Source organism: Streptomyces sp. NPDC043908, from assembly GCF_056435525.1.
This window is the reverse complement of record NZ_JBWKEI010000005.1, coordinates 129150-143996: the sequence shown is the minus strand read 5'-3', so window position 1 is coordinate 143996 and position 14847 is coordinate 129150. Positions and strand designations below refer to the sequence as shown.

Below are 14847 nucleotides of genomic sequence, written 5' to 3'. Positions count from 1 at the left end.
GGGTGGAGTTTTGGGGGGGTGGCATGGCGGGGCGGGGAACCCCCGGGCCATGGGGGGGGTTTTGGGGGGGTTGCGGGAACGAGGAGGTCGCCGGGGGGGGGGGCCCCCCCCCCCCCCCCGCCGCCTTCGTCGGCAGCAGGGGTTACAGCGCGACGCCGAGCAGCGCGTCGACGGCGCGGGAGACCACGCCGGGCGCGCTGTCGTCCGTACCGCCCTCGGTGCGCTGGAGCTCCGCCCACCGGTCCACGGCCCGGAGCGCCTTCGGGGCGTCCAGGTCGTCGGCGAGGGCCTCGCGGATCTCCTCGACCAGCGCGTCGGCGGACGGCCCGTCGGGGCGGGAGACGGCCGCGCGCCAGCGCTCCAGCCGCTCCACGGCGTCCTGGAGGACCTGGTCGGTCCACTCCCAGTCGGCCCGGTAGTGGTGGGAGAGCAGCGAGAGGCGGATCGCCGCCGGGTCGACGCCGTCGCGGCGCAGCTGGGAGACGAAGACCAGGTTGCCCCGGGACTTCGACATCTTCTCGCCGTTCAGGGCGACCATGCCGGCGTGGACGTACGTCTGCGCCATCGGGAACTCGCCGGTGAGCACCTGGGCGTGCGAGGCGCCCATCTCGTGGTGCGGGAAGGCGAGGTCGGAGCCGCCGCCCTGCACGTCGAAGCCCATGCCCAGGTGGTCGAGGGCGATGGCGACGCACTCGATGTGCCAGCCGGGCCGGCCGCGGCCCAGGCTCGCCCCGTCCCAGCTCGGCTCGCCCTCGCGGGCGGCCATCCACAGCATCGGGTCGAGCGGGTTCTTCTTGCCCGGGCGCTCGGGGTCGCCGCCGCGCTCGGCGGAGAGCCGCCGCATGGCCTCGGCGTCGAGACGGGAGACCTGGCCGAAGTGGGCGTCGCTCTCCACCGAGAAGTAGATGTCGCCGTCGAGTTCGTAGGCGGCGCCCAGGTCCCGCAGCCGCTCGACGAGCGGCACGATGCCCGGTATCGCCTCGACGGCGCCGATGTAGTGCTGGGGGGGAAGCATCCGCAGGGCGGTCATGTCCTCGCGGAAGAGCGCGGTCTCGCGCTCGGCGAGCGCGGTCCAGTCGTGCCCGTCGCGGATCGCCCGCTCCAGGAGCGGATCGTCGACGTCGGTGACGTTCTGGACGTAGTGGACCTGCCGCTTGGTGTCGAGCCACACGCGCTGCACGAGGTCGAACGCGTTGTAGGTCGCCGCGTGACCCATGTGGGTCGCGTCGTACGGCGTGATGCCGCAGACGTAGATACGGGCGACGGGACCGGGGTCGAGGGTGACGAGTCCGCCGGTCGCGGTGGAGTGGATCCGGAGGTCGCGGCCCTTGCCGGGCAGGGCGGGGACCTCAGAAGCGGGCCAGGCATACATGTCATGAGCGTAACCGGACGCACGCTCCAGATTCGAACCGGATGGGTGCTCTTGGCCGAATGAGGGGTCTTGCGCGGGCCCGGCCCGCCGTGCGTGCATCCGGCTTGCCCCGTTACGTACTCCTGCCGGGACTACACCGGTGGCCAGGGGATCGGCGGCCACTCGCCGGACGGGCCGCGGTGCACCCCGTCGGCCAGCAGACCCGCCACCCGGGCCCGCAGGGCGTCGAGCTCGGCGGCGGTGATCAGCTCCGCCAGTCGGGTGGCGAGCGGTTCCCCGGGGGCCAGCGCGGCGGCCAGCCGGGTCAGCGCCGCGATCGCCTCCGCGGTCAGCGGCTCGCCCGCCCAGCCCCACAGCAGCGTGCGCAGCTTGTCGTCGACGTGGAAGGTGACCCCGTGGTCGATGCCGTGGAGCCGGCCGCCCTCGGCGAGCAGCAGGTGACCGCCCTTGCGGTCGCCGTTGTTGATCACCGCGTCCAGGACGGCGAGCCGTCGCAGCCGCTCGTCGTCGGCGTGGACCAGGAGCGCCGTACGGCCCTCCCCCACGTCCGCGAGCCCGATCGCCTTCCAGCCCTCGCCCGGCTCCTCACCCTCGACGAGCGCGAGCAGGCCGTCCTGGTCGAGAGCCCCGTCGCTCCCGGCGGGCCGTTCGATCCACAGCTGGACCATGCCCTCGCCGTACGGCCCGTCGCGCAGCACGGTCGGCGGCACCAGGTCCCAGCCGAGCGCCGCGCAGACCTCGTAGGCGGCGACCTCGCGCTGGGCGAGGGTGCCGTCGGGGAAGTCCCACAGCGGGCGCTCGCCGGCCACCGGTTTGTAGACGCAGTGGGCCTCGGCGCCCTCGTGGGAGACGGAGCAGTAGAGCACCGCGTTGGAGGCCTCGCGGATCCGGCCGCGCACGGTGAGCTCGCCCTTGGCGAGCAGTTCCACCGCCGTCAGGCTCCCCGTCGGTATCCGTTCTGGCGCGGGCATACGTGTCCTTCCGGGTCGAGCGGCAGGCTGCACAGCGGGCACGGCGGGCGGCCCGCGTTGACCACGTCCAGGGCGCGCTTGGCGAACGCGCGGGCCTGGGCGCCGGTGAGGCGTACCCGTAGCATCGGCGGGCCGTTCTCGTCGTCCTGGAGCAGCCGCTCCTCGGCCTCGGCGAGGTCCTCGTCGGAGTCGGCGTCGAGCTCGACCAGGGCCTGCGCCTCGATGACCATGCGCTGCTCCTCGCCGTCCCAGGCGAGCGCCATCGTGCCGACGCGGAACTCCTCCTCCACCGGCGAGTCCAGCGGCGCGGTGTCGGTGACCTCGGCGGGGGCGACGGCCGGTACGGGCGCGTTGCCGCCGGTACGCCGCACGACCTCGTCGAGCAGCTCGTCGATCCGCTCGGCGAGGGCGGCGACCTGGGTCTTCTCCAGGGCAACGCTGGTGGTGCGGCTGCCCGCGGACGCCTGGAGGAAGAACGTACGGCGCCCGGGCAGCCCGACCGTACCGGCCACGAAGCGGTCCGGTGGGTCGTAGAAGAACACCTGACGGGACACGTCCTGGTCTCCCTATGTCGGAAGTGAGCGATGAGCGCGGGCCCGGCGGGCGGAGCGCGGTGTTTTCGGCCCGTCCACCCTACTGCGCCCGGCGATCACGGTGCTCCCGCGCCACCCCCTACTACGGCCCGGCCCTCGTCGGCCGCTTCCTGGGCCGCCTCGCGCCGCTCCCTCGGCTCCCTCGGCGCCAGCGAGGCGAGGTCCCCGGTGTCCCCCAGCCGCACCAGGAACGGGCGCAGCCGGGTGTAGCGGATCACGGTCAGGGAACACGGTTCCACCGAGATCCGCTGAAAGAGGTCCAGATGCATTCCGAGGGCGTCGGCGACGACCGACTTGATGATGTCCCCGTGCGAACACATGAGGAACACGGCGTCCGGCCCGTGCTCGGCCTCCACGCGCGCGTTCCACTCGCGCACCGCCTCGACGGCCCGGCCCTGCATGGCGGCCATCGACTCGCCGCCGGGGAAGGCCGCGGCCGAGGGGTGCTGCTGCACCACCTCCATCAGCGGGTCCTCCACGAGCTCGGCGAGCTTGCGGCCCGACCAGTCGCCGTAGTCGCACTCGCTGACGCGCTCGTCGGTGTGGAGCGCGAGTCCGGGCCGCGCGTCGAGGAGCGGGCGCAGGGTCTCGCGGCAGCGCTCCAGCGGGCTGGAGACGGCGGCGGCGAGCGGCAGTCCGGCGAGCCGGGCGGGCAGCGCGGCGGCCTGGGCGGCTCCGCGCTCGTCCAGGAGCACACCGGGCGTGCGCCCGGCCAGCACGCCCGAGGTGTTGGCGGTGGAGCGTCCGTGACGTACGAGGATCAGCGTGGCCATGTCCGCCAGCGTAGGCCGAGCGGCGCGCGGGGGTGCGGGCGGTACGGCTTCGCGGAAGAATGCGCGCCGTGATCGTCGACTGCGCCATCTACCGGGACGGCCGCCGCACCGAGGGCCCGCCGGACTACTCCGACGCCCTGGACAAGGCCCGCTCGGCCGGGGACGGGTTCGTGTGGCTGGGCATGTACGAGCCCACCGCGGACGAGTTCGAGCTGGTCAGCAATGAGTTCGGGCTACACGCGCTGGCGGTCGAGGACGCGCTGACGGCCCATCAGCGGCCCAAGCTGGAGGTGTACGACGACTCGCTGTTCGCGGTCCTGAAGCCGGTGACGTACGAGGCGGAGACCGACACCGTGAGCACCGGGGAACTGATGCTGTTCATCGGCGACTCGTTCGTGGTGACCGTCCGGCACGGCGAGGGCTCGCCGCTGCACGATGTGCGCATGCGCCTGGAGGCCGAGCCCGAACTGCTGCGGCACGGCCCGAGCAGTGTGCTGTACGCGGTGAGCGACGCCATCGTGGACCACTACATGGAGGTGGCCGCCGAGCTCCAGACGGACCTGGAGGAGCTGGAGGCGGAGGTCTTCGCGCCGGTCGGCCGCGAGAACAGGGGCCGCGGGCAGAGCGGCGGCACGGTCGCCTCCCGGATCTACACCTTCAAGCGGCAGGTCCTGGAGTTCCGCCGGGCGACGGGGCCGCTGGCGGAGCCCATGCAGCGGCTCGCCGGAGCCGGGGTGCCGTTCGTGGACGACCAGGCACGGCCGTTCTTCCGCGACGTCAGCGACCACCTGACCCGCGCCAACGAGGGCGTGGACAGCCTGGACCGGCTGCTCTCCGACATCCTCTCCGCCCATCTCGCGCAGATGGGCGTGCGGCAGAACGACGACATGCGCAAGATCTCCGCGTGGGCGGCGATGGCCGCGGTGCCGACGATGGTCGCCGGGATCTACGGCATGAACTTCGAGCACATGCCCGAACTCGGCTACGTGTGGGCCTATCCGGCGGTTCTGGTGCTGATGGTGCTGCTGGAAGTGGCGTTGTACCGGACGTTCAAGCACCGCGGCTGGCTCTAGGGCCCGCCCCGGCACCCGTCGTCGGTCACGCGAACTCGGGCGCCGGGACCGCCGGTCCGCCCAGCGCGTCACGGCGCTCGGGCATGGTCAACGAGACCATCCGCCGCCAGCCGCCGGCCCGTTCCCAGGCGTACACCCCGTGGACGCCCGCCGCCAGCACCGCGGACTTGGCCCTCGGCCAGCCGAGGACGCGGCCCATGTGCCCGAGCACGGCGAGGCTGACGTCCCGGTAGATCCGGATCTCGGCGAGCGCGCACTCGCGCAGCACCCGCTGGATGGCGCGGCCGTGCCCGGCGCGGGCGAGGCGCAGCAGCTCCTCGTGGCAGTACGCGAGGTGGTTGTCCTCGTCGTCGCTGATCATCCGGATCGCCCGGCCGATCTCGGGGTGGTCCCCGAAGTACCGCACCAGCATGACCATCTGCTCGGCGGCCCGCTGCTCGGTGACCCGGCTGTGCGCCAGGTACGTGACGATGTCCCGCTCGGTGAGCGGCCGCTCGGCGCGCAGCCGCTCATGGGCGAGGCCGATGCCGTGGCGCTCCAGGAGCATCGTGTAGTCCGTCCCGGCCGGTACCGGGACCGGCGTGAGGCCGCGCTTGTTCAGCAGGGCCCGGAAGATCCGCCCGTGCTTGTCCTCGTCGGCGCCGTGCCGGGCGATTTTCGGGGCGAGGTGGGCGAGCTCCGGCGGGACCAGGGCGGAGATGCGGCCGTTCTCCCAGCCGCCCTGGCTCTCGCCGCTGGCCGCGATCGAGCAGAAGAGCCGGAACGACTCGTCGTGGTCGAGGATCTCCTGGAACAGGCTCTTGGCCGAAAGCATCGCCGTACCTCCGCATGACCGCCGCACAGACATCTGCAAAGAACCAGTCAAGGGCTCAGGACAGAACGGGGCAACAGGGATGCTTCCCCACTGGGCCGAACGAAGGAACGCGCCGGGGCGCCGCTGCCCGTAACCGACCCGGCGTACGGCGCGTTGTTGAGGGTGACGGCCGTGGCGGGGAAGACCCCCCGAGCCCCCACCACGGCCGCGGACTTCCCTCGCCCTCCCGGCTACGCCAGACCGGCGTGCTCCAGCGCCTCCACGCCCGCGCGCAGGGCCGCGACGCGCTCGTCGAGCGTGAAGCCGGCCGGGGCGAGGGTGAGGGTGGTGACCCCGGCAGCGGCGTAGGCCCGCATCCGGTCGGCGATGCGCTCCACCGAGCCGAGCAGGGTGGTGGAGTCGATGAGCTGGTGCGGGATGGCCGCGGCGGCGCCCGCCTTGTCCCCGGAGAGGTACTTCTCCTGGATCTCCGCCGCCTCCTTCTCGTACCCCATGCGCTGCGCGAGCTGGTTGTAGAAGTTCTGCTTGCGGCTGCCCATCCCGCCCACGTAGAGCGCGGTGTACGGGCGGAACGTGTCGGCCAGCGCGCCGACGTCGCCGTCCGCGCCGAGCGCCAGCGGCAGCGTGGGGCAGACGTCGAAGCCCTCCAGCGTCCTGCCCGCCTTCTCGCGGCCCGCCCGGATGTGGCGGATCGCGGTCTCCTCCAGATGCTCGGCGGAGGGGAAGATCAGCAGCGCGCCGTCGGCGATCTCGCCGGTCTGCTCCAGGTTCTTGGGGCCGATCGCGGCGATGTAGAGCGGGATGTGCTCGCGCTCGGGGTGGACGGTGAGCTTGAGCGCCTTGCCGGGGCCGCCGGGCAGCGGAAGCGTCCAGTGCTCGCCCTCGTAGCTGAGCCGCTCACGGGTCATCGCCCGGCGGACGATCTCCACGTACTCCCGGGTGCGGGCGAGCGGCTTGTCGAACTTGACGCCGTACCAGCCCTCGGAGACCTGCGGGCCCGAGACACCGAGGCCCAGACGGAACCGGCCACCCGAGAGCGAGTCGAGGGTGGCGGCGGTCATCGCGGTCATCGCGGGCTGGCGGGCCGGGATCTGGAGGATGGCGGAGCCGACGTCGATGCGCTCGGTCCGGGCGGCGACCCAGGCCAGGACGGTGGGCGCGTCCGAGCCGTAGGCCTCGGCGGCCCAGCAGACGTCGTAGCCGAGCCGGTCGGCCTCCTGGGCGACGGCGAGATTGTCGCCGTCCATTCCGGCGCCCCAGTAGCCGAGGTTGATCCCGAGCCGCATGACGGTCCCCTTACTGATCAGTAACGTCCCTGTTCGGGGGACTCTAGCGCGCGGGCGGGCGCCGGGGCAGGGCTCCAGGAGCCGAGTTGTCCACAGGCCCCCACCGGCCACGCCCGTGGCCAGTAATCTCAGCGCCCATGGAGCTAAGGCACCTGGGCCGTACGGGCCTGCGCGTATCCCGGATCGGGCTCGGCACCCTCACCTGGGGGCGGGACACCGACGAGCACGACGCCGCCGGTCTGCTGAAGGCGTTCTGGGAGGCCGGCGGCACCCTCGTCGACACGGCGGACGTGTACGGGGGCGGGGACGCCGAGTACCTGCTGGGGCGCCTGGTGGAGCGGCTGGTTCCGCGCCGCGACCTGGTCATCGCGACCAAGGCGGGCAGCGTGCCCGACCCCGACCGGCGCTTCGACGGCTCGCGCGGCCATCTGCTCGCCGCGCTCGACGAGTCGCTGGAACGTCTCGGCACGGACTACGTCGACATCTGGCAGGTGCACGCCTTCGACCCCGCGACCCCGCTCGACGAGACGCTCCAGGCCCTGGACATCGCGGTCTCCAGCGGCCGGGTGCGGTACGCGGGCGTGTCCAACTTCTGCGGCTGGCAGCTCGCCAAGGCCGCCACCTGGCAGCTGGGCGCGCCGGGCGTGCGGACCCGGCTGGCCTGTACGCAGATGGAGTACTCGCTGCTCCAGCGCGGGGTGGAGCGCGAGGTGCTGCCGGCCGCGCTCGACCTCGGGATCGGGCTGCTGCCGTCCTCGCCGCTGGGGCGCGGGGTGCTGACGGGCAAGTACCGCAACGGCACCCCGGCGGACTCCCGGGGGGCCTCGCAGGCGCTGGCCCCCTTCGTCGCGCCCTATCTGGACGAGGCGGCCGGCCGGATCGTGGACGCGGTGGCGATAGCCGCGGACGGTCTCGCGGCGACGCCGCTCCAGGTCGCCCTCGCCTGGGTGCGGGACCGGCCCGGGGTGACCGCGCCGATCGTGGGCGCGCGCAACGCGCAGCAGCTCACGGCGGCTTTGTCAGTGGAGGCGCTTAGTCTTCCAGACGAGATCTGCCGGGCGCTGGACGATGTGTCGGCGCCCGTGCACCGCTATCCCGACCAGGACTGGAGCACCTTGTGACCGCGCTTCCCCCGGGGACGGCCCCCGGAACCCCGGCCGAGGGCGCCCTCGGCGCCGACAACGGCGGGGCCCCTGTGGCCGAGGCCGCCGACACGCCCGAAGGCGTGGGGGAGGTCACGCAGGACTCGCCTCCTGCCGCCCCGGAGCCGGACGAGCCGGGCGAGCACACCGGGGAGCACCGGGACGCCGGGCCCGAGGGTGGTGGTGTCCGGCCCGAGGGCGGTGACGCCCGGTCCGAGGGCGGTGACGCCCGGCCCGAGGGCGGTGACGCCCGGCCCGAGGGCGGTGCACCGCTGTCCGAAGCGGGTGCGGGCGAGGGTGGTGACACCGGGGCCGGGGCCGAAGGCGGCTCGGGCGTTGCCGCTGCCGGTGACGGCTCGGCCTCGGGCGGCTCCGCCCCGGACGGCTCGGCCTTGGCGGCCTCGGCCGAGGACAGCTCGGCCGGGGGCGGCAGCACCGGCGAGGGCGGCAGCACCGGCGAGGGCGGCTCAGGCGAGGATGGCTCGGCCGGAGGCGGCAGCACCAGCGAGGGCGGCTCAGGCGAGGACAGCTCGGCCGGGGGCGGCAGCACCGGCGAGGGCGGTGCCCCCGGCGAGGGCGGCGTCCCCGGCGAGGGAGGTGTCCCCGGCGGGGCCGGGGGCGTCGGCGGGGGCGAGGCTGCCGCGCTTTCCGAGGCGCAGGCCGAGTTGGCCGCGCAGCGCGAGCTGCGGGCGCGGATCGAGGCGCGCAAGGCCGAGAAGGAGGGGCCCGTCCCGGCCGGGACCAAGCTGAGCGGGCAGGCCGCCGACCTGCTCGCGGCCGTCCGCGCGGTCGAGAGCGGCGAGAAGCCGGGCACGTCCTTCTTCGCCTCCGCCCCGGCCCCCCGCCGCCCCGCCCCCGTCCCGGCCGCCCCCGCGCCCGCCCGGACGCAGGCGCCGCAGCCCGTGCGCGCGGCGGGGCCCGAGGCCGTGGCCGCGGCCCGGGCGGTGCTCGCCGAAGGAGGCGCGCCGGACTCACTCGCCCCGCAGGTCACGGTGGCCCTGGGCGAGCAGGCGGCCGACGCGCTGCGGGCCGACCCCTGGCAGCTGCTGGCCGTGCCCGGGGTCCGCCCCGAGCAGGCCGACGGCTTCGCCCGGGCGCTGCTGGGCGCCGAGTGCGGCCCGGACGACCCGCGCCGGGCCGCCGCCCTGGTCGCCTGGACGCTGGAGCGCGCCTCCGTCCAGGGCCACACCGCCCTGCCGGTCGCGGCGGTGAAGGCGGCGCTGGCCGAGCGTTCGCTGCCCGACCCCGACGAGGCCGTACGGCACGCGATCAGTGAGGGCGTGGTGCTGGTCTTCCAGGACGGCGAGGCCTCGCTGGACGGTGAGCCGGGCGGCGCGGAGGAGACCGCCCCGGAGGATTCGGGCGAGGAGGAGGCGCGGGAGACGGCCCCCGTCGAGGTGCTGCTGGGCCTCGACCGGTACGCGCTGGCGGAGGAGAGCCTCGCCGACGGCCTGGCCCGGCTCGCCAACACCCCGGTGAAGGACGACGACGGCGCCTGGGAGGCGGCCGCCGCGGCCGCTCCGTCCCCGTCCGCCGCCGAGTTGATCCGGGCGGTGGCGGGCGCCGGCCTGGTCACCCACTCCGGCGGTGAGGCCGCCCGCGCCGAGTCGGCCGCCGTGGTCACCGTCGCGCACGGCCTCGGCCTGCGGGCGGCGGGCGCCGTCCACACCCGGGACGGACGGCGACGGCTCGCCGCGGCGGTGGGCGCCGAACGGGCGTTCACCGTGGCCGGGCTGCTCTCCGCCGAGGGCCCCGGCCGGGACGAGGACGGGGCGCTCGCGCTGGACGTCCTGGTCGTGCAGGACGCCCCGCAGCTGGACGTGGAGAGCGCGGCGATGCTCGTCGAGTCCCTGCCGGACGGCTGCCGGCTGGTGCTCGGCGGGGACCCGGAGGTGCTGGGCTCGGCGGGCGCGGGCCGGGTGTTCGCCGATGTGCTGGCGGCCCGGGCGGTGCCGCACGTGGCGTCCCGCACTCCCGACCCCGGCCCGATCGGCGAGCTGGTCTCCGGGATCGGCGTCGGCGAGCTCGGCCAGGTCGAGGCGCCGGGCAAGGAGGTCGTGATCGTGCCCGTGCGGGACGCGGGCGAGGCGGTGCACCGCTGCGTCCAGCTCGTCGCGGACTCGGTGCCGCGCGCGCTCGGCGTGCCCCCCGAGCAGACCCAGGTGATCACCGTGGGCCACGGCGGCTCGGCGGGTACGCGGGCGCTCAACGCGGCCCTGAAGGAGCGGCTCAACCCGGGCCCCGGCCGGTTCGGGGGCTTCGACCCGGGCGACCGCGTGGCGTACGCGGAGGCGCCCGGGCGCACCTCGGTGGGCGTCGTCGGCTCGGCGGGCCCGGACGGGCTGCACCTCGACTGCGGGGGCGAGCGGCTCGTCGTACCGAAGGAGCGGGTGGAGTCGGCGCTGCGGCACGGCTGGGCCCTGACCGCCCACCAGGCGGCCGGGACGCGCTGGCCCGCGGTGGTGGCGGTGCTGCCCGGGGACGCGGCCGGGGGCCTGAGCCGGGCGTGGGTCTACACGGCGTTCGGCCGGGCCGAGCGCCATCTGTCCGTGGTGCACGGCGTGGACCAGGCGCTGCCGCGCGCGGTGGCGGAGGTGCCCGCCCCGGCGCGTACGACGCGGCTCACGCCCCTTCTGACGGCCCTGCTGCGCGCGCCCGGGGCGGAGTAGCCCCGAGCCCGTCCGCGGCCCGCACACGACAGCCTCCGCGCCCGGAAGGGGCACGGAGGCTGTCGGCGTGCAGGCGCGGCGCCCGAGGAGTCAGGGCGCGGCGGGCAGGTCGTCCTCGTCCTCCAGCTCGTCCTCGTCGAAGACCGCGCTGACGTCGAACCGGCACACCACCCGCTGCGGGTCGGCGTGGTCGAACGGCGTGCTCAGCCACTCCCCCGGCTCCGGCAGCTCGTCCGCCGCCGACACCCACAGCGTGGAGTCGCCCTCCTCCAGGCCGAACTCCTTGTGCCGGGAGGCGATCTCGTCCGGTTCGTACTCCCCGAAGAGCACCCCGAGCGCCGCGTGCACGCTCGTGCCGACCACCGCTGCCGCCCGGTCGTCCTCGGCGGGCTCGTCGGCCTCGGGGTCCAGGTCCGCGATCCGCTGGGCCTGGGCGAGCAGCCGCTGGGGCTCGACCACCGCGTAGTCGCGGCGGATCAGGACGCTCAGCGCGTTCGGCTCCTCGGGGCCCGTGTAGGGCGGCAGGGAGTCGTCGGCGCCCGGGATCTCGAAGGGGGTGACCTCGTCGTACCGGTCGTAGAGCCGCTCGTCGTACGCCTCGGCAGCGGCCGCCAGGGCGTTGAACGCGTCGTACACGGCCGGATCGTCGTCCCCGGTGCGGCGTTCCACCGCCTCCAGGTGGCGGTCCAGCGCGGCTTTGACCGCGTCGGCGGCGGCACGTACCTCGGCAGCGGAGGGCTGCGCAGCATCAGACATAGTGCAGACGCTATCCGTACCGGGGCTCTGCCCGCACAATAGATGCGATGCCGGAATACGAATTTGTCGACGTGTACGTGCCGCGCGGGGTGTCCCGCAAGGAGACCACACGTCTGTTGACCGACCACGCCGAGTACGGACACTGGGAGTTGGAGCGACTGAGTCTGCTGCGTGACGGCAGCCGCAGGGTGCGGCTGCGCAGGCGGATCATCCGCCAGCTGCGTGCCACGTGGTGACGGACCCCGGAGGACGAAAACGGATCGGGCCCCGCTGTCGCGGGGCCCGATCCGTTCTGTCCGGTTCCTGCCGCTCCGGGAGCGGCTCCGCTTAGGCGGGCTTCACCTACGCGGGCTTCACCTACGCGCCGGAGCGGGCGCGGCGGTAGAGCGTGGTTCCGGCGAGGAGCAGGCCCGCACCGGCCGGCAGGGCGATGCCCATCATGTCCGACCCGGTGTGCGCCAGCGTGCCGGCGGCCTGCGGGGCCGTCAGGGCCTGGCTGCCCGGGGTGTGCGCGGCGGCCGAGGTGCCCGTCCCGCTCCCGGTGCCCGGGGTGCCCGGGGTGTGCGGGTGCTGGCCCGGCTTGGTCCGGTGGATCGGCTTGACCTGGTCCCCGGGCTTGCCCGGGTGGTGGGTGCCGGGGTGGTCCGTGTCGCACGGCTCACCGGGCTTGCCGGGGTGGCCCGGCTTTCCGGGGTGACCGGGCGTGCCCGGGTGCCCCGGCTTCCCCGGGTGGCCGGAGTGGTGCGGGGGCCGGTGGTCGTCGCCGGAGACGTTGGCGCAGTCGTTGCCGAAGACCGGGTTGAGCGCCCCGATCACGGTGACGCCGTTGCCGCAGGCGTTGACCGGCACGTCGACGGGCGCCTGGACGCTGTTGCCGGAGGCGACGCCGGGCGAGTGGCTCGCGCCGCCGTGGGCCGTGGCCCCGCCGGCGCCGTGGTGCGAACCGCCCTTGTTGACGCAGGTGTTGCCCATCGCCGGGTTGAGCAGCCCGATGATGTTGACGGTGTTGCCGCACGCGTTGACCGGCACGTGGACCGGCGCCTGGACCGCGTTGCCGGACGCGGCGCCCGGCGAGTCCTTGGCGCCCCCGTTCGCCGTGGAGTCGGCGTGTGCGTAGCCGCTGCCCATGGCGATGACGCCGGTGGCGGCGGCCATGGTGATCAGGCCTTTTCGGGTGACCTGTCGCATAGGTGGTTCCCTGCCTTCTACCTACCGGATGCTCCCGGACGCCGGTGCGCCCGGGAGGGGGTGCCTGGCAGCCCCGGAGCGCATGATGCGCGCTCCGGGGCCGCCGGGCTCGGACCTCACGGGGTGGGGTTCGACGTCACTTGTTGACGCAGGTGTTGCCGAAGGCGGGGTTCAGCAGCCCGATCACGGAAATCGTGTTGCCGCAGACGTTGACCGGCACGTGGATGGGCACCTGGATGACGTTGCCGGAAGCGACGCCCGGGGAGTTCACCGCGGCGCCCTGGGCACCGGCGTCGGCGACGGCGAGGCCGGCACCCGCGAGAACCAGACCACCGGTGACAGCCGCAGCAGCGACGACCTTCTTGATCATTACTTCCTCCTTGTTGGCAAAGGCGCGATCCCAGCCGCGGACCGCACACCCTGTAACGAGGGGAAAGTTATGGGGCTACGAGCTTATGAACGCATTCACTCTTCTCAGTCAACTCCGTACACCCGGGCGATTGTTGGCGTGTCGTTTCGCCACCGGGGCCGGGAGAGGTCCGCAGGTGCGGGGCGCACCCGGCACCCGCGGACCTTCCCCGCTCAGGAGGCGTCGATGAACCGGTCGAGGACCCGTACGCCGAACTTGAGACCGTCCAGCGGCACCCGCTCGTCCACGCCGTGGAACATTCCGGCGAAGTCGAGCTCCGGCGGCAGCTTCAGCGGCGCGAAGCCGAAGCAGCGGATGCCGAGGTCCGCGAAGGACTTGGCGTCGGTGCCGGCCGAGAGCATGTACGGCACGGCCCGCGCGATCGGGTCCTCGGCCACCAGGGCGGTCTGCATGGCGTCGACGAGCGCCCCGTCGAAGGTGGTCTCCAGCGCCTTGTCGGCGTGCACGTCCTCGCGCCGGACCCGCGGCCCCAGGATCCGGTCGAGGTCCGCGAGGAACTCCTCCTCGTACCCCGGCAGGAACCGGCCGTCGACGTGCGCGGTGGCCTGGCCGGGGATCACGTTGACCTTGTAGCCGGCGCCGAGCTGGGTGGGATTGGCGGTGTTCTGGAGCGAGGCGCCGATGAGCTTGGCGATGCCGCCGAGCTTGGCGAGCGTCTCGTCCATGTTCTCCGGGTCGAGCTCGGTGCCGAGCGCGTCGCCGAGCTCGTCGAGGAAGTGCCGCAGCGTCTTGGTGACGCGCACCGGGAACTTGTGCCGTCCCAGCCGCCCGACCGCCTCGGACAGCTCGGTGATGGCGTTGTCCTTGTGGATCATCGAACCGTGCCCGGCGCTGCCGTCCACGGTCAGCTTCATCCAGTGCATGCCCTTCTGGGCGGTCTCCACGAGGTAGAGCCGCAGGTTCTCGTTGACGGTGAAGGAGAAGCCGCCGACCTCGCTGATCGCCTCCGTGACGCCCTCGAAGAGGTCGGGGTGCTTGTCGACGAGGTAGCGGGCGCCGTAGGTGCCGCCCGCCTCCTCGTCGGCGAGGAAGGCGAGCACGATGTCGCGCGGGGGCTTGCGGCCGCTGCGCAGCCGGTCGCGTACGACCGCGAGGGTCATCGCGTCCATGTCCTTCATGTCGACGGCGCCGCGCCCCCAGACGCAGCCGTCGGCGATCTCGCCCGAGAACGGGTGGTGCGTCCAGTCGTCGGCGTTGGCCGGGACGACGTCGGTGTGGCCGTGGATGAGCAGTGCGGGCCGCGAGGGGTCCTCGCCCTGGATCCGGGCCACCGTGGAGGCCCGGCCGGTGTGCGACTCGAAGATCTTCGGTTCCAGTCCCACCTCCGCGAGCTTCTCGGCCACGTACTCGGCGGCCGCCCGCTCGCCGGGGCCGGAGTGGTCCCCGTAGTTGCTGGTGTCGATCCTGATCAGGTCGCGACAGAGGTCGACGACCTCGTCCTCGCCGGTCACGCCCCGCGCCGCCTTCGACTCGCTCACGCTGCTTCCTCCCGCTGCTGCCGCTGCCGCTTCGTTGAGTCCCCTCATCCTCCCTCGCGCGCCCCGCGCGCCCAAGGGCGGCGTCCCGTGGACATACGCCGTTCACGCAGGCCACGGGGGTGATCGAGCACCCCCAGATGTTTGCTATTGTTTTCCACGTCGGAACGGGCACGGCCCGCGAGACAGACACCTTGTCCGGGTGGCGGAATGGCAGACGCGCTAGCTTGAGGTGCTAGTGCCCTTTATCGGGCGTGGGGGTTCAAGTCCCCCCTCGGACACCACTTGAAAACCCCAGCTGAGCT

Annotated in this window: 14 protein-coding genes and 1 tRNA gene; 5 read left to right on the top strand and 10 right to left on the bottom strand. The window is 73.8% G+C overall.

Annotated elements, in window-relative coordinates; translation table 11 throughout:
• Nucleotides 1-142 precede the first annotated feature (142 nt).
• The 4 genes from mshC to AC069K_RS13470 all read right to left on the bottom strand — a co-directional run bounded on the left by mshC (nt 143) and on the right by AC069K_RS13470 (nt 3709).
• Nucleotides 143-1372, bottom strand: a complete 1230-nt coding sequence (gene mshC / locus AC069K_RS13485) for a cysteine--1-D-myo-inosityl 2-amino-2-deoxy-alpha-D-glucopyranoside ligase (RefSeq protein ID WP_358834915.1) — start codon at nt 1370-1372, stop codon at nt 143-145.
• 131 nt (nt 1373-1503) lie between these two features.
• Nucleotides 1504-2343 (bottom strand): SCO1664 family protein, encoded by an 840-nt coding sequence (locus tag AC069K_RS13480; protein ID WP_478615457.1) that lies wholly within the window; start codon nt 2341-2343, stop codon nt 1504-1506.
• On the bottom strand, nt 2307-2897 hold the full coding sequence (locus AC069K_RS13475) for a DUF3090 domain-containing protein (protein ID WP_358834913.1): 591 nt from the start codon (nt 2895-2897) through the stop codon (nt 2307-2309). The genes AC069K_RS13480 and AC069K_RS13475 overlap by 37 nt, the downstream gene beginning before the upstream one ends.
• A 95-nt stretch (nt 2898-2992) precedes the next feature.
• On the bottom strand, nt 2993-3709 hold the full coding sequence (locus AC069K_RS13470) for a histidine phosphatase family protein (protein WP_365110393.1): 717 nt from the start codon (nt 3707-3709) through the stop codon (nt 2993-2995).
• A 59-nt stretch (nt 3710-3768) separates the two neighbouring features.
• On the opposite strand from AC069K_RS13470, the gene AC069K_RS13465 reads away from it, so the two are divergent.
• Nucleotides 3769-4782 carry a magnesium and cobalt transport protein CorA gene (locus AC069K_RS13465; RefSeq protein WP_365110391.1) on the top strand — a complete coding sequence of 338 codons (1014 nt, stop codon included), beginning with the start codon at nt 3769-3771 and terminating at the stop codon, nt 4780-4782.
• A gap of 25 nt (nt 4783-4807) precedes the next feature.
• Here the strand turns inward: AC069K_RS13465 and AC069K_RS13460 are convergent, their stop codons facing one another.
• Together AC069K_RS13460 and AC069K_RS13455 are read right to left on the bottom strand one after the other, a co-directional pair.
• A complete protein-coding gene (locus AC069K_RS13460) occupies nt 4808-5596 on the bottom strand; it encodes a ferritin-like domain-containing protein (RefSeq protein ID WP_365110388.1) in 789 nt (262 codons plus the stop codon).
• A gap of 230 nt (nt 5597-5826) precedes the next feature.
• On the bottom strand, nt 5827-6882 hold the full coding sequence (locus AC069K_RS13455) for an LLM class F420-dependent oxidoreductase (RefSeq protein ID WP_478615451.1): 1056 nt from the start codon (nt 6880-6882) through the stop codon (nt 5827-5829).
• 137 nt (nt 6883-7019) lie between these two features.
• Here AC069K_RS13455 and AC069K_RS13450 point away from each other — a divergent pair, with 137 nt between their 5' ends.
• Both AC069K_RS13450 and AC069K_RS13445 read left to right on the top strand, forming a co-directional pair.
• The gene (locus tag AC069K_RS13450) at nt 7020-8003 is read left to right on the top strand and encodes an aldo/keto reductase (RefSeq protein WP_365110383.1); all 984 of its coding nucleotides are present in this window, start codon (nt 7020-7022) and stop codon (nt 8001-8003) included.
• Nucleotides 8004-8296: 293 nt separating this feature from the next.
• Nucleotides 8297-10693 (top strand): helix-hairpin-helix domain-containing protein, encoded by a 2397-nt coding sequence (locus AC069K_RS13445; protein ID WP_478615915.1) that lies wholly within the window; start codon nt 8297-8299, stop codon nt 10691-10693.
• Nucleotides 10694-10783: 90 nt separating this feature from the next.
• On the opposite strand, the gene AC069K_RS13440 is transcribed toward AC069K_RS13445, so the two are convergent.
• Nucleotides 10784-11449, bottom strand: coding sequence for a hypothetical protein (locus AC069K_RS13440; protein ID WP_358834907.1), 666 nt, complete (start codon nt 11447-11449; stop codon nt 10784-10786).
• Nucleotides 11450-11496: 47 nt separating this feature from the next.
• On the opposite strand from AC069K_RS13440, the gene AC069K_RS13435 reads away from it, so the two are divergent.
• Entirely contained in the window at nt 11497-11685 is a 189-nt protein-coding gene (locus tag AC069K_RS13435) for a DUF5703 family protein (protein WP_344075348.1), read from the top strand.
• A 121-nt stretch (nt 11686-11806) separates the two neighbouring features.
• Here AC069K_RS13435 and AC069K_RS13430 read toward each other — a convergent pair whose 3' ends face one another.
• The 3 genes from AC069K_RS13430 to AC069K_RS13420 form a co-directional block, all read right to left on the bottom strand.
• The gene (locus tag AC069K_RS13430; RefSeq protein ID WP_478615444.1) at nt 11807-12637 is read right to left on the bottom strand and encodes a chaplin; all 831 of its coding nucleotides are present in this window, start codon (nt 12635-12637) and stop codon (nt 11807-11809) included.
• Between the two features lie 136 nt (nt 12638-12773).
• Entirely contained in the window at nt 12774-13007 is a 234-nt protein-coding gene (gene chpH, locus AC069K_RS13425; RefSeq protein ID WP_358834905.1) for a chaplin ChpH, read from the bottom strand.
• 212 nt (nt 13008-13219) lie between these two features.
• Nucleotides 13220-14545, bottom strand: coding sequence for a M20/M25/M40 family metallo-hydrolase (locus AC069K_RS13420; RefSeq protein WP_358834904.1), 1326 nt, complete (start codon nt 14543-14545; stop codon nt 13220-13222).
• Between the two features lie 193 nt (nt 14546-14738).
• Between AC069K_RS13420 and AC069K_RS13415 the strand changes: the two genes are divergently transcribed.
• A tRNA-Leu gene (locus tag AC069K_RS13415) sits at nt 14739-14826 on the top strand.
• Nucleotides 14827-14847 lie beyond the last annotated feature (21 nt).